This window comes from Acidovorax temperans (assembly GCF_006716905.1).
In the GTDB taxonomy this organism is placed as follows: domain Bacteria; phylum Pseudomonadota; class Gammaproteobacteria; order Burkholderiales; family Burkholderiaceae_C; genus Acidovorax; species Acidovorax temperans.
Window position 1 is genome coordinate 433,752 of the sequence record NZ_VFPV01000004.1, and the last position, 13,289, is coordinate 447,040.

Sequence of the window (13,289 nt, forward strand, 5' to 3'; positions counted from 1 at the left end):
TGCGCGCTCAGGCGGCGACGAACTCGTTCCACTTCTGCACCATGTACGTGTTCTCGTCCATGAGCGCGTTCCAGCACGAGATGGCGCCCATGCGCTGCTCGTAAGAGCCGCCGTCGCGCACACCACCGGCCTTGTGCAGCAGCTCGCCGTTGGGGCTCTTGATGTCTTTCTCGGCGGGCTTGCCCTCCATCCAGTAGGCCCACTCGTAGGGCTCCATCTTGGCCTTGGCGGTCTCCAGCACGGCGCTGTAGTAGCCCTGGCGGTTCAGGTAGGCGCCGGCCCAGCCGTCGAGGAACCAGTTGATGAACTCGTAGGCGCCGTCGAGCTTGCGGCCGGAAAGCGTGGTGGGCAGACCGAAGCCAGCGGCCCAGGCGCGGTAACCCTCTTTCAGCGGCTGGAAGGTGCAGGCAATGCCCTTGGAGCGCACAGCCGTGACGGCGGGCGACCACATCGACTGAATGACCACCTCGCCCGAGGCCATGAGGTTGACCGACTCGTTGAAGTCTTTCCAGAGGCTGCGGAACTGGCCGGCCTTCTTGGCCTCGATCAGGGTCTTGATCGTGAGGTCGATATCCTTCTTGGTCATGTTGCCCTTGTCGGGGTACTTGTAGAGGCCCATGGCTTCCACCACCATGGCCGCGTCCATGATGCCGATGGAGGGAATGTTCAGGATGGAGGCCTTGCCCTTGAACTCGGGGTTGAGCAGCTCGGCCCAGCTGCTGATGGGGCGCTTGATCAGGTCGGGCCGGATGCCCAGCGTGTCGGCGTTGTAGACCGTGGGGATGAGCGACATGTACTGCGTGGGCGAGGTCGCGAACTTCTTGGACTTCTCGCCTTCGAGGTACATCACCTTCTTCGGCGCGGTGCCCTGGTCGCCCACCTTCTTGCCGCCGATCTCGCCCTTGGTGAACAGCGGTGTGGTCTTGTCGGCGTTCTTGATGCGCTTGGTGTCGATGCCCTTGAGGTTGCCGGTGGGCACGATCTTCTTGAGCGAGAAGTACTCGGAGTCCAGCAGGTCAAAGCTGTTGGGCGCGGTCACGGCGCGCTTGGCCACCTCGTCGGTGGTGACGGCCACGTACTGGATCTCGATGCCGGTGTCGGCCTTGAACTTCTCGGCGATGGCCTTGTCCTGGTTCACCGCGGTGCCCAGGTAGCGCAGCACGATCTTTTCCTGCGCGTGAACGGCCGGAAACATGCCCGCCGCCAGAATGCCGGCCGTTCCCTTGAGCAGGGTGCGGCGCTGAACGTGACCGCTGGCGGCGTCGGTGTCGTGGGAAGCCTGGTCTGACATGGTGAAGTCCTCTTGCGTGGTGGGGTGGAAACAGGGGTCGTGAAAACAGGAAGGCGGGCTCAGGCGGCCAAGGGGTGCGCGGCCTCGGGCGCCCAGGCCAGTTGCACCTCGTCGCCCACCGCGAAGGGCTGGGCGGCGAAGCTGGCCTCGGGCACCATCACTGAGATCTCGGCCGTGGTGTGGGCGGACACGGGCGCGCCGGCGCTGTGCAGGCCCAGCAGCACATAGGTGCCCTGGTACTCCACGTCGGACACCACGGCGCGGCGGTTGGTGGCGGCCTCGGCCTGCGCCCGGGCCAGGGGCAGCACCTGGATCTGGTCGGTGCGCACGCCCACCTTGCCGGCGGGCGTCTGCAGCACGTTGTGGCCGCCCATGAAACGGGCCACGAACTCGCTGACCGGGAGGTTGTAGACCGCGTGGGGCGAGCCCACCTGCTCGATCAGGCCGTGGTTCATCACCACCATGGTGTCGGCCAGGGCCATGGCCTCTTCTTGCGAGTGCGTCACGTGCACGAAGGTCAGGCCCAGCTTTTTCTGCCAGCGGCGCAGCTCGGCCCGCATCTGGATGCGCAGGAAGGGATCAAGCGCCGACAGCGGCTCATCCAGCAGCAGCACCCGAGGCTGGGTGATGAGGGCACGCGCCAGGGCCACGCGCTGCTGCTGGCCGCCCGAGAGCTCGGCCGGCTTGCGCTGCGCCAGGTGCCCCATGGCCACGCGCTCCAGCAGCTCGGCCGCGCGGGCCTGGCGCTGCGCCTTGTCCACGCCTTTCATCTTCAGGCTGAAGGCCACGTTGTCCAGCGCGCTGAGGTGGGGAAACAGCGCGAAGCTCTGGAACATCATGGCCGTGCCACGCTCTGCTGCCGGCAGGTCGGTGATGTTGCGGTTGTCCAGCAAGATGTCACCGCTGGTGGCCGACTCGTGCCCCGCAATCATGCGCAGCGTGGTGCTCTTGCCGCAGCCCGAGGGGCCCAGCAGGCAGCAGTAGCTGCCGCGCTCGATGCGCAGGTTGATGCTGTCCACCGCCGGGCTGCCACCGCCATAGTGCTTGGTGAGCGCGACCAGTTCGATCGTGGAACCAGAGGGAGTGTCTTGGGCCGTCATGCCACCCTCAGTGCAAAGACCGTGCCACGCCTTAGGCGCTTGTCCGGGGTCAGGTCTGGTGCGAACCGCCTTGCGCCGTCCCCAAAGAAGTGCCGCCACCGGACGCCCCGCACCAGAATGGAAAAAAAATTCCCCAGCCCGCCCGTTTGAACCGATTGATTCAAGCATTGGCGGCACTGGGGAAGGCCAGTGAACGGCAAGGGCCCTTACGCCACGGCCGGTGCCACCTGCTCGCCCAGGTAGGCCTGGGCCAGCGCCCCGTCGGCCGCGATCTGCGCCGCCGTGCCCTGGGCCACGATGTGCCCGCCCTCGATCACGTAAGCGCGGTCCGCCAGGGCCAGGGCCAGGCCGGCCATCTGGTCCACCAGCAGCAGCGTCATGCCCTCCCGGCGCAATTGGTCGAGTGCGGCGAACAGCTCGGCGATCACCTTGGGCGCCAGGCCGAGCGAAGGCTCGTCCAGCAACAAGATGCGCGGGCGCGACATCAGCGCGCGGGCGATGGCCAGCATCTGCTGCTCGCCGCCAGACAAGAGCCCCGCGCGCTGGTGCAGGCGCTCGCGCAGGCGCGGGAAGCGCTGCAACTGCGCCTCCACCCGGGCATCGCGATCGGCCGGGTGCAGGAAAGCGCCCAGGCGGATGTTGTCCAGCACGCTCAGTTCGGGGAACACCTGGCGCCCCTCGGGCACCAGCACCAGGCCGCGCGCCACCACCTGCTCGGCCCCCAGATTCTTGAGCTCGGTGCCCTCCAGGTGAATGCCACCTTGCACCGGCCGGTGCAAGCCAGCCAGCGCCTTCATGAGGGTGGACTTGCCCGCGCCGTTGGCGCCCAGCAGGGCCACGGCCTCGCCCTGGCGCACCTGCAGGTCAATGCCGTGCAGCACCGGCTCGGCACCGTAACCGGCCACCAGCGCGCCCACGCCCAGCATCTCGGGGCGGGCGCTGTTGTCGCTGATGTCGCTGGCTTCGCTGGTGCGCGGCCCGGCCTCGCCCTGCAGCGACTCGCCCAGGTAGGCCTGCTGCACGGCCGGGTCGGCCTGCACCTGGGCGGGCGTGCCCACGGCCAGGCGCACGCCAGCGTCCAGCACCACCACCTGGTCGCTGATGCCCATCACCAGGGCCATGTCGTGCTCCACCAGCAGCACTGTCACGCCCGCATCGGCAATGCGGCGCAGCAACGCGCCCAGGCGCTCTTTGTCTTCGCGCGAGAGGCCGGCGGCGGGTTCGTCCAGCAGCAGGGCCTCGGGGTCGCTGGCCAGGCCACGCGCGATCTCCACCAGGCGCCGGTCCACGTGCGGCAGATCGGCGGCGGGCGTATCCGGGTGCCCGGTGTAGCCGCACCAGGCCAGCAGCTCGCGGGCCAGGGCGGTGTGCTCGGCGGCGTGGCGCCGGGCCGCGCCCAGCAGCGGGCCCAGGCGGCCCCGGTGCATGGCCAGCACCACGTTGTCTTGCACGCTGAGGCTGCCAAAAAGTTGCGAGGTCTGGTAGCTGCGGGCCACGCCACGCCGTGCGATGTGCAGGGCGCTCAGGCCAGTCAGTCGATCACCGCCCAGCGTGAAGCCACCGGCCGTGGGCTGGTAGAAGCCGCCCAGCATGTTGAGCGCGGTGGACTTGCCCGCGCCGTTGGGGCCGATCAGGCTGGTGACGGCGGCAGCGGGCGCGCTGAAGTGCAGGTCGGCCACGGCGCGCACGCCACCGAACTGCATGGTCAGGCCCTGGGCGGCCAGGGGCAGGCGCGCGCGCCGGGGCAGGCCGACGGCGGTGCCCGCATCGGCCGTGGTCGGTGCCGGTGCGGCGGGTGCCAGGCGCGAGCGCAGCGCGGTTTTCAGGCGCCGCACCAAGCCGGCCACGCCATCGGGCGCGGCCCACAGCACCACCAGCAGCAACACGCCGAAGAAGAGCAGGCGGTATTCCTCCATGCCGGCCAGCAGCTCGGGCAGCAGGCCCACGATCACCGCGCCCACCAGCGGCCCCGCCACCGAGCCGGCCCCCCCCAGCACCACCACCAGCACGAACAGAATCGATTGCACAAAACCGAAGGTGTGCGGCGTGACGAAGCCCGACAGCGGCGCGAACACCGCGCCGGCCGCGGCCGCGCACAGCGCCGACAAGGCAAAGGCCACGGTCTTGATGGCCAGCGGGTTCAGGCCGATCGACTCGGACGCGGTCTCGGCGTCGCGCACGGCGCGCATGGCCGCGCCCCAGGTGCCGCGCGCCAGCCAGGCATAGGCCGCCAGGGCCAGGCCAGCCGCGCCGATGGCCAGCAAGGCCATGGCCCGCTCGCCTTGCGCCACCCCGCCCAGGGCCGGGCCGGCAATGCCCATGATGCCGTTCTGCCCACCCGTGAGCGCGCCCGCCTCCACCAGGCTGTGCTCGACGATGAAGCCGAAGGCGATGGTGATCATGGCCAGGTACGGCCCCTTCACCCGCAGCGCGGGCAGGGCCAGCAGCGCCCCGGCGGCCGCGCCAACCAGGGCGGCCAGCGGCCAGGCCAGCCAGAAGCTCAGGCCCAGCTTGGTGGTGAGGATGGCCACGGTGTAGGCGCCCATCGCATAGAAGCCCACGTGGCCAAACGACATCTGGCCGGTCAGCCCGATCAGCACGTTCAGGCCCGCGCCCACCAGGGCCAGCAGGGCCACGTTGGCCAGCACGAACACCCAGTAGCCATTGAGCGTGAGGGCCAGGATGGCGCCCAGTGCCAGCACGGCCACCATGGCCCCGATCTGCAGCGGGGTGCCCAGGCCCAGCACAGCGGCGGGGCGATGAGAAACAGTCAAGGGGCTCATACCTTCTTCACCTCCGCGCGGCCGAAGAGACCGTTGGGCCGCCAGGCCAGCGCCGCGATCACCAGCGCGAAGGTCACGATCTGCGTATAGCCCGAGCCCAGCGTGGCGGTGATGGTGGCCTCCACCAGACCAAAAATGAGGCCGGCGATCATCACGCCCCAGGCGCTGGTGATGCCGCCCAGAATGGCCACGGCAAAGGCCTTCAGGCCAAACAGCGTGCCCATGTCGGAGTGCACGTTCATCAGCGGCGCGATCAGCACGCCCGCGATGCCCGCGAACAGGGCCGAGAGCGCAAACGCCAGGCCCACGGCACGCCGGATGGGAATGCCCATCAGGCGCGCGGCGGCGCGGTTCTGCACCACGGCCAGCATGGCCGTGCCCCAGCGCGTGCGGCGCGACAGGTAGTGCAGCAGCGCCGCCAGCACCAGGCCCACCACCGGAATGACGAGCTGCAGCGGGTACACCCCCAGGCCAAGCCCGCCCACTTCCAGCGGCGCCTGCGCCAGCGGCGACGGCAGGCTGCGCGGCTCTTTGCCGTAGGTGGCCATCACCAGGTTGTCCAGCACGATGCCCAGCGCCACCGTGGCCATGAGCCAGGCATCAGAGCCGCGGTTCACAAAGGGGCGCACCGCCAGCCACTCCACCAGCAGGCCGTAGCAGGCGCACAGGGCCAGGGCCAGCAGCACGGCCGCGTAGCCGGGCCAGCCCAGGGTCTGGGCGAAGGTGTAGGTGAGCACGGCGCCGAGCATCATGGAGCTGCCCTGGGCGAAGTTGACCGTGCCGCTGACGGCATAGGTCACGTAAAAGCCCAGGGCCATCAGCCCGTACATGCTGCCCAGGCCAAGGCCGCTGACCAGCGCGGATAAAACCAACATGGTTCGTCCTTTTCAAGGGGAAAGGCGGCCAGCCCCGGGGCCGCAAGGCCCGGGCTGGCGCAGGGGTGCAGGCCGCAGGGCCACAGGGCCTCAGTTCAGGCCCACGGGCACGATGCGGTTGTCGATGAACTGCGCCCACACGTAGTCGTTGGCCTGCACGGCGTCGTGCACCTCGGGCGTGAAGGGCTTGGTGTAGGTCTTGATGAGGCCCTCGAACTTGTCGATCTTGTAGAAGCCCTGGCGGATGTCGTCGCCCTTGGTGGAACCGGCGGCCTGAATGGCCAGCGCGGTGAGGTGCATGGCGTCATAGGCGTTGGCCACGCCCACGGCCGGGGAGATGTCGCCCGGGCCCTTCACGTTGGGGTACTTGGCCACCATGGCCTTGATCACGCGCTCTCCCACCGGCGACTGCTTGCCGAAGAAGCTGTAGGTCTGCACGAAGTGCACGTCTTTGGCCATGGCGCCGGCCAGCTCGGTGAAGCGGCCACCGGCCGGGCCCCAGTGCGACACGATGGGCACCTTCCAGCCCATGCGCTCCAGCGACTTCACCACCTGGGCCGAGGGGCCGACGTTGCCCACCATGAACAGCGTGTCGGCGCCCGCGGCCTTCAGGCGCGAGAGCTGGGGCACCATGTCCACGTCGTTGGCCTCGAACTTTTCCACGCCGGCCGGGGTGACGCCCTTGGCCGCCATGGCCGCCTTCAGGCCCTTCTCGTTGCTCTCGCCCCAGGGGTTGTTCACCAGGATCAGGCCGGGCTTGGCGGTCTTGAAGGCCTTCTGGGCGTAGGCCAGCATGCCCACGTCCACGATCTCGTCCACGGCCGACACGCGGAACGCAAAGTTCGGCTTGGCGCCGTTCTGGGTGATGCCGGTGCCCGCGGCCCACGGCCCCATGAAAGGCACCTTTTCCTGGTTCATCAACGGCACGATGGCCATGGACACCGGCGTGTCCAGGCCGCCGAAGACCACGGCGACCTTCTCGCGGTAGACCAGCTCACGCGCGGCCACCACGCCCTTGGCGGGGTTGGCCTCGTCGTCGCGGCGCACCAGCTCCAGCTTGCGCCCGCCCAGCAGGCCGCCCTTGGCGTTGATCTCGTCAATGGCCACTTGCATGCCGCGCGTGATGGCCTCGCCGGCCAGGGCCGACTGCCCCGACAGCGCGGTGACCAGGCCGATCTTGATGGGTTCGTTGGCCAGCGCGGGGGTGGCAGCGGCCAGGGCCAGGCCAGCGGCCAAGAGGTGGCGACGGCCAAGAGAAAACGGGGAACGGGTCATGGCAGAACTCCTGAGTTGGGAAAAGGGGCGGGTGGGCCCGCGCTCCCGTTCTGCCTTGCAAGTGGCGTGCCAGTGTCGCCACGATGGCCACTTTATTGGCAACACACAGATATTAAGATTGTTGACAAGTTGGCATGTCTTTTGCGAACACACCAAACACACGCCCAGGGCGTGCCCGCCTGGTGCATCGGGCACCAAAGCGGGGAACCCAAGAAGGAAATCACCATGTCGAGCCCCCACATGAGCCCCGCCCAGATCGTGGACGACTACCTGCGCCTGCTCATGATTCCCGACCCCGCCGCCGCCAGCCGCTATGTCGCGCCTGACCTGCGCATTCGCTTCACCGGCGGGCGCGCCATGAGCGCACCAGCAGAGTGCGCCGCCTTCAACGCCACGCGCTACCGCTGGGTGAAGAAGCGCATCGACGCCACCGAAACCGTGGCGGGCGGCACCCCCGAGCACACCGTGGTCTACAGCCTGGGCACCCTCTACGGCGAGTGGCCCGACGGCACGCCCTTCGAGGGCAACCGCTACGTCGACCGCTACGTGGTGCGCCACGGCCAGATCACCCAGATGGACGTGTGGAACGACAGCGCCGAGTGGCTGCTGGCGCGCGCCGGCCTCGCCACCCTGTAAGGACAGCCCATGCCCGCGCTCTACACCGGCCTGCTGCCCGACCACGGGCGCTTTGCCTACCGCCCCATCACCCGCCGGCCGCACTACGAGTGGCCCAATGGCGCGCGGCTGGCCGTCTACCTGGCGCTCAACCTGGAGCACTTTGCCTTTGGTGAAGGCCTGGGCGCCATGATCGGTCCCGCCTCGCCGCAGCCCGACGTGCTCAACCACGCCTGGCGCGAGTACGGCAACCGCGTGGGCGCCTGGCGCTGCCTTGAGCTGTTCGACCAACTCGGCCTGCCCTCGGCCGCGCTGGTGAACACCGCCCTCTACGACCACTGCCCCGAACTCGTGGCCGCCTGCGTGGCCCGGGGCGACGAAATCGTGGGCCACGGCCACAGCAACGCCGAGCGCCAGGGCGTGCTCGACGAGGCCAGCGAGCGCGAGCTGCTGCAACTCTGCCGCGATCGCGTGCGCCAGCACAGCGGCCGCGAGCCCACGGGCTGGCTCTCGCCCTGGATCAGCGAGAGCCGACTCACGCCCGACCTGCTGACCGAAACCGGCTACCGCTACACCCTGAACTGGTGCCACGACGACCAGCCCACCCGCCTGGCCACGCGCGACGGCCAGGGCCTGTGGGCCATTCCCTACCCGCAAGAGCTCAACGACATTCCCATGATCGTGGGCCGGCAGCTCGACGGCAAAGACTTCGCGCAAATGATCGTGGACCACTTTGACGAGATGCGGGAACAGTCGCGCCAGCAGCCCCTGGTGATGGGCATCGCCCTGCACCCCTACCTGGTGGGCCAGCCCTACCGCCTGCGCCACCTGCGCCGCGCGCTGCAGCACCTGGTGGCCGCGCGCGACAGCGGCGAGGTGTGGTTCACCACCCCCGGCGCCATCTGCCAGCACATGGACCAACTCGCCACCCAACGCCCCGAGATCACCGCATGAACGCCCACCTGCCCCTCACCGAACCCGTCTGCCAACCATTCCCCATCACCGACACCGTTGGCGCCTGGGTGCCGCACGGCCGCTTCACCCTGGCCGGCCAGCCCGGCGGGCCGCTGGCCGGCCTGCGCTTCGCCGCCAAAGACCTGTTCGACGTGGCCGGCAACCCCACCGGCGCCGGCAACCCCACCTGGCTGGCCACCCACCCCGTGCCCACCGCGCACAGCCCGGTGGTCGCCCAGTTGCTGCAAGCGGGCGCCACCCTCATGGGCAAGGTCATCACCGACGAACTGGCCTACAGCCTGCACGGCGACAACGCCCACTACGGCACGCCCCTGAACAGCCGCTACCCCGGTCGCGTCACCGGCGGCTCGTCCAGCGGCTCGGCGGCGGCCGTGGCCGCTGGCCTGGTGGACTTTGCCCTGGGCACCGACACAGGTGGCTCCACCCGCGTGCCCGCCAGCTACTGCGGCCTGTGGGGCCTGCGCACCACCCACGGCCTGCTCAGCGGCGAGGGCCTGGTGCCCCTGCACCCCCGCTTCGACACCCCCACCTGGCTGACCAGCGATGGCGCCGTGTTTGAGCGCGTGGGCCAGGTGCTGCTGCCCGCCAGCCGCTGGCGCGCCACCCGGCTGCTGCTGCCGCTGGACGCCTGGGCCCTGGCCGATGAGCTGTTCGCCGAGCCCCTGGCGCGCGCACGCGACGCCCTGGCCGCCCTGATCGGTGCCCCCCCGCAAGACCTGACCATTGCCGGCGACGAAGGCCTGGGCGCCTGGCGCCAGACCTACGCCACCGCGGGCGCCTTCGAGGGCTGGCAGGTGCACGGACCATGGATCACCCAGGCCCTGCCCGTCTTCGCCCCCGCCATCGCCGCGCGCTGGCAGGCCGCCAGCCAGGTCACGGCCGAGGCCGCCGCCACCGCGCGCGCCGCCCAGGGCCGCATCAGCGAGCACGTGCGCGGCCTGCTGGGCGACAACGGCCTGATCCTGCTGCCCTCGGCCGCCAGCCTGGCGCCCCTTCGCGACGCCGACCCCGCCAGCGTGGACGCCATCCGCCTGCGCACCATGGCCATTACCTGCATCGCCGGCCTCAGCGGTCTGCCGCAGGTGAGCCTGCCGGTGCGCACGGCGGGCGGCGATACTTTGGGCTTGTCGTTGCTGGGCCCCGCCGGCAGCGACCTGGCCCTGATCGGACTCGCCCGCCGCCTGCATGCCCAAATCGCCTGACCCCCGCCCCACCACCCGCGCCAAACGCCCCGCGCGCGCCACGCCGCCCCGGCGCCAGCCCAGCGCCGCGCCGCCGGTGAACAGCCCGTCGACCGACGACAGCGCCGACGTCGAAACCCGCCTTTACCGCGCGGTGTTCGACAGCGTGATGGGCCAGCGCCTCATGCCCGGCACCAAGCTGCCCGAGGCGCCGCTGTGCGAGCTGTTCGGCGTGAGCCGCTCGGTGGTGCGCAAGGTGCTGCAGAAGCTCGCGCACGACCACATCGTGCAACTGCGGCCCAACCGGGGCGCCATCGTGGCCGTGCCCACGCGCGAAGAAACGCGCCAGATCTTCGAGGCGCGGCGCGCGCTGGAAGCCGCCATCGTGCGCCTGGTGGCCGAGCGCGCCACCGCCCGCGACCTCAAGGGCCTGCGCGAGCAATTGCGCGCCGAGCACGAGGCCATGCACCGTTTCGACCAGCCCGCCTGGGCGCGCCTGGCCAGTGCCTACCACCTGCGCCTGGCCGAACTCTCGGGCAACCCCATCCTGCAGCGCTACCTGCAAGAAATCGTCTCGCGCTGCTCGCTCATCGTGGCCGTGCACCAGCCACCGGGCAACGCATCCTGCGAACACGACGAGCACGAACGCATCGTGGACTGCATCGCCCGCGGCGACGCCGAGGGCGCGGTGCAACTCATGGACCAGCACCTGCGCGAACTGGAAGAACACCTGATGCTGGGCTCACCCGACGACGAGCGGAACCTCGCCAAGCTACTGGGCCTGGGCTGAGGCCGGCAGACAAGCCCGTCACCACGCATGCCCCCGCTCGACCACTTTCCCCCCACCCGCGCCGAGGCCCTGCGCCGCATTGGCGCCATCCGCCCTGCCGACTACGCGCGCACCCGCAACGCCCTCGATGGCGCCGTGACCCGCCTGTCGCCCTACCTCACCCACGGCCTGGTCGATTTGCGTGAGGTGCTGCAAGGCGTGGTGGCTGGGCACCCGCTGCCCGCGCAGCACAAGCTGGTGTTCGAGCTGGGATGGCGGGCCTATTTCCGCCACGTGTGGCAGCACCGGGGCGATGGCATCCTGCAATCGCTGCACCCGGACCCTTTGCCCGACGAGGCCTACGCCCGCGAGCTGCCGGGCGACATTCGCCAAGGGCGCACGGGCGTGCCCGCCATCGACCAGGCCGTGCGCGAGCTGTACGCCACCGGCTGGCTGCACAACCACGCGCGCATGTGGCTGGCCAGCTATGTGGTGCATGTGCGCAAGGTGCACTGGCGCGCCGGGGCCGACTGGCTTTACGGCCACCTGCTCGACGGTGACCTCGCCAGTAACCACCTGAGCTGGCAATGGGTGGCCGGCACGGGCAGCCACAAGCCCTATCTCTTCAACGCCGAGAACGTGGCCAAGTTCGCGCCCGCGCCCTGGCACAGCCCTGGCACGGTGATCGACACCACCTATGAAGCGCTTGACCAACTGGCGCGCGATCCCTCGGCACGCCCCCCTCAAGCCGCCGCCGGGGCAAGCACCGAGGCGGCCGAAGAACCCGCGCTGCTGGCCGCCCCACCAGACCAGCCAGCCTGGGCATCGCCCGATGGCGCGGCCGTGGCTGGGCGCGACGTGTGGCTGGTGCACCCCTGGGCGCTGGGCGCGCTGCCCACCGACCTCTCACCCGAGACGGTGGTGGTCGGCATCGCCGTGGCCGATTTCCACCAGGCCTGGCCCTGGAACGCGTACCGCTGGCACTGGGTGGGGCAGCGCATGGGCGAACTCGGCGCGCTGCGCTGGCACGCCGACGCCCAGCCGCTGGGTCAGGCGCTGCGAGGCGCCAGGCGCGTGCGCACGGTGGCCGAGCCTCACCTGGCCGCCTGGCTCTCGGCGTGGGCCGAGTGTCTGGCGCCCGCCGACCTGTTCCCCGAGGTGGCCAAGCGCGCCGTGACCGCGCCCAACAGCTTTGACCTGCTGGACTCCGAGTACTTCTCGCTCAAGAAGATCGTGCCCACCGGCAACCTCAAGGGCATCGACACCAAGCGCATCAAGAACGCCGACAAGACCACACCGCTGTTCACCAAGGGCGAGATCGGCGGCAAGAAGGTGGGCGACCAGGGCACCGCGCCGAAGAAGGTGATGTACCTCGAAGGCGAGAAGTCCAAGAAGTTCGCGACCTCGCCCACGCAGTACATGTCGCTCATCCCCACGGTCTACAACGCCGACACGCTGGGCATCCGGCCCGACCTGATCAAGCGCCCCATCAGCAGCTGGGCCGAGCTGCTCAACCCCGAGTTCAAGGGCAAGGCCTCCATCCTGAACATTCCCTCCATCGGCATCATGGACGCGGCCATGGTGGTGGAAGCCATGGGCCTCTACAAGTACCCCGACAAGGGCAACATGACCAAGAAGGAGATCGACCTCACGATCAAGACCCTGATCGAGGCCAAGAAGGCCGGCCAGTTCCGCAGCCTCTGGAAAGACTTCAACGAGTCGGTCAACCTCATGGCCTCGGGCGAGGTGGTCATTCAGTCGATGTGGTCGCCCGCCGTCACGGCTGTGCGCTCCAAGGGCATTGCCTGCACCTTCCAGCCGCTGAAAGAGGGCCCACCGCTCGCACAGATAGTTTGAGCCCCAGGTCGCGCTCGATAAGTTCGCGCACTGCGGCTCGACTCCAAAGCGCAAACTCCATCTTGATCTGCTCGGGGCGTTTGTCGATGATGGTCATTCGAATGGCGAGCTCTTGCTCAGCGATCAGGCTGCGTCCACTGCCCGGTTTCTTTCCCCTGGCGTGGGGCTTGAGTGCAGCCGCCCCGCCTTGCTCGAACAGGCGCAGTGCAGTGTTGACCCCAGACCAACTGAGTCCGGTTTGCTCAACGATCTGCATCACCCCGACACCTTTTCGATGCAAGCGGATGACCTGCTTGCGCCGTTCGTGCAGCACTTCCCGCGACTGCGTGCGTGCATCTTCGTTTTCCATGAACTTTGGAGTGATGCCATCAACAAAAGTTCATGAATAAATGATGCCGGGTCTATAGTGTCGACGCCATTTTGACCGCCCCTACCGATCTCGATTGACCAAGATTATCTGTTCTACAGCCCGCATGAACGTTCAGATTCCATAAGACCGGTGGTGATCATCGATTTTCGGCGCTCGTGATCAAAACAGGGGTGGCGCCAACACCTCAGTGCTCCCGGA

Annotated in this window: 9 protein-coding genes and 3 pseudogenes; 6 read left to right on the plus strand and 6 right to left on the minus strand. The window is 69.0% G+C overall.

From position 1 onward, the window contains the following. Positions 1-7 precede the first annotated feature (7 nt). The 5 genes from BDD18_RS20630 to BDD18_RS20650 form a co-directional block, all read right to left on the minus strand. Complete coding sequence (locus tag BDD18_RS20630; RefSeq protein WP_142085607.1) at positions 8-1,291, minus strand: ABC transporter substrate-binding protein; 1,284 nt, start codon at positions 1,289-1,291, stop codon at positions 8-10. Positions 1,292-1,350: 59 nt separating this feature from the next. Beyond that, positions 1,351-2,391 carry an ABC transporter ATP-binding protein gene (locus BDD18_RS20635; RefSeq protein WP_142085609.1) on the minus strand — a complete coding sequence of 347 codons (1,041 nt, stop codon included), beginning with the start codon at positions 2,389-2,391 and terminating at the stop codon, positions 1,351-1,353. A 206-nt stretch (positions 2,392-2,597) separates the two neighbouring features. Continuing rightward, a complete protein-coding gene (locus BDD18_RS20640; RefSeq protein WP_142085610.1) occupies positions 2,598-5,174 on the minus strand; it encodes a branched-chain amino acid ABC transporter ATP-binding protein/permease in 2,577 nt (858 codons plus the stop codon). After that, complete coding sequence (locus BDD18_RS20645; protein WP_142085612.1) at positions 5,171-6,049, minus strand: branched-chain amino acid ABC transporter permease; 879 nt, start codon at positions 6,047-6,049, stop codon at positions 5,171-5,173. Before BDD18_RS20645 ends, BDD18_RS20640 begins: the two co-directional genes overlap by 4 nt. Positions 6,050-6,139: 90 nt before the next feature. Next, positions 6,140-7,324: an ABC transporter substrate-binding protein gene (locus BDD18_RS20650; RefSeq protein WP_142085614.1), complete on the minus strand. Its 1,185-nt coding sequence runs from the start codon at positions 7,322-7,324 to the stop codon at positions 6,140-6,142. A gap of 225 nt (positions 7,325-7,549) precedes the next feature. Here BDD18_RS20650 and BDD18_RS20655 point away from each other — a divergent pair, with 225 nt between their 5' ends. From BDD18_RS20655 to BDD18_RS20680, 6 genes and pseudogenes are all read left to right on the plus strand, one after another. Continuing rightward, a complete protein-coding gene (locus tag BDD18_RS20655; protein WP_142085616.1) occupies positions 7,550-7,960 on the plus strand; it encodes a nuclear transport factor 2-like protein in 411 nt (136 codons plus the stop codon). 9 nt (positions 7,961-7,969) lie between these two features. After that, positions 7,970-8,893 carry a polysaccharide deacetylase family protein gene (locus BDD18_RS20660; protein WP_142085618.1) on the plus strand — a complete coding sequence of 308 codons (924 nt, stop codon included), beginning with the start codon at positions 7,970-7,972 and terminating at the stop codon, positions 8,891-8,893. Beyond that, entirely contained in the window at positions 8,890-10,116 is a 1,227-nt protein-coding gene (locus BDD18_RS20665) for an amidase (RefSeq protein WP_142085620.1), read from the plus strand. Before BDD18_RS20660 ends, BDD18_RS20665 begins: the two co-directional genes overlap by 4 nt. Beyond that, the gene (locus BDD18_RS20670) at positions 10,100-10,885 is read left to right on the plus strand and encodes a GntR family transcriptional regulator (RefSeq protein ID WP_142085622.1); all 786 of its coding nucleotides are present in this window, start codon (positions 10,100-10,102) and stop codon (positions 10,883-10,885) included. Before BDD18_RS20665 ends, BDD18_RS20670 begins: the two co-directional genes overlap by 17 nt. Before the next feature lie 27 nt (positions 10,886-10,912). Next, positions 10,913-11,503: pseudogene (locus BDD18_RS22645) on the plus strand (FAD-binding domain-containing protein); the annotation flags it as partial. A 516-nt stretch (positions 11,504-12,019) separates the two neighbouring features. Then, positions 12,020-12,697: pseudogene (locus BDD18_RS20680) on the plus strand (ABC transporter substrate-binding protein); the annotation flags it as partial. On the opposite strand, the pseudogene BDD18_RS20685 reads toward BDD18_RS20680, so the two are convergent. Beyond that, positions 12,696-13,070: pseudogene (locus BDD18_RS20685) on the minus strand (helix-turn-helix domain-containing protein); the annotation flags it as partial. The pseudogenes BDD18_RS20680 and BDD18_RS20685 sit on opposite strands and share 2 nt — an antisense overlap. Between the last annotated feature and the right edge of the window lie 219 nt (positions 13,071-13,289).

What these genes read in the sequence shown, in the direction of transcription:
- BDD18_RS20650 (WP_142085614.1), bottom strand. Translation starts at nt 7,324, where the DNA reads ATGACCCGTTCCCCGTTTTCTCTTGGCCGTCGCCACCTCTTGGCCGCT.
- BDD18_RS20645 (WP_142085612.1), bottom strand. Translation starts at nt 6,049, where the DNA reads ATGTTGGTTTTATCCGCGCTGGTCAGCGGCCTTGGCCTGGGCAGCATG.
- BDD18_RS20670 (WP_142085622.1), top strand. Translation starts at nt 10,100, where the DNA reads ATGCCCAAATCGCCTGACCCCCGCCCCACCACCCGCGCCAAACGCCCC.
- BDD18_RS20660 (WP_142085618.1), top strand. Translation starts at nt 7,970, where the DNA reads ATGCCCGCGCTCTACACCGGCCTGCTGCCCGACCACGGGCGCTTTGCC.
- BDD18_RS20665 (WP_142085620.1), top strand. Translation starts at nt 8,890, where the DNA reads ATGAACGCCCACCTGCCCCTCACCGAACCCGTCTGCCAACCATTCCCC.
- BDD18_RS20630 (WP_142085607.1), bottom strand. Translation starts at nt 1,291, where the DNA reads ATGTCAGACCAGGCTTCCCACGACACCGACGCCGCCAGCGGTCACGTT.
- BDD18_RS20655 (WP_142085616.1), top strand. Translation starts at nt 7,550, where the DNA reads ATGTCGAGCCCCCACATGAGCCCCGCCCAGATCGTGGACGACTACCTG.
- BDD18_RS20640 (WP_142085610.1), bottom strand. Translation starts at nt 5,174, where the DNA reads ATGAGCCCCTTGACTGTTTCTCATCGCCCCGCCGCTGTGCTGGGCCTG.
- BDD18_RS20635 (WP_142085609.1), bottom strand. Translation starts at nt 2,391, where the DNA reads ATGACGGCCCAAGACACTCCCTCTGGTTCCACGATCGAACTGGTCGCG.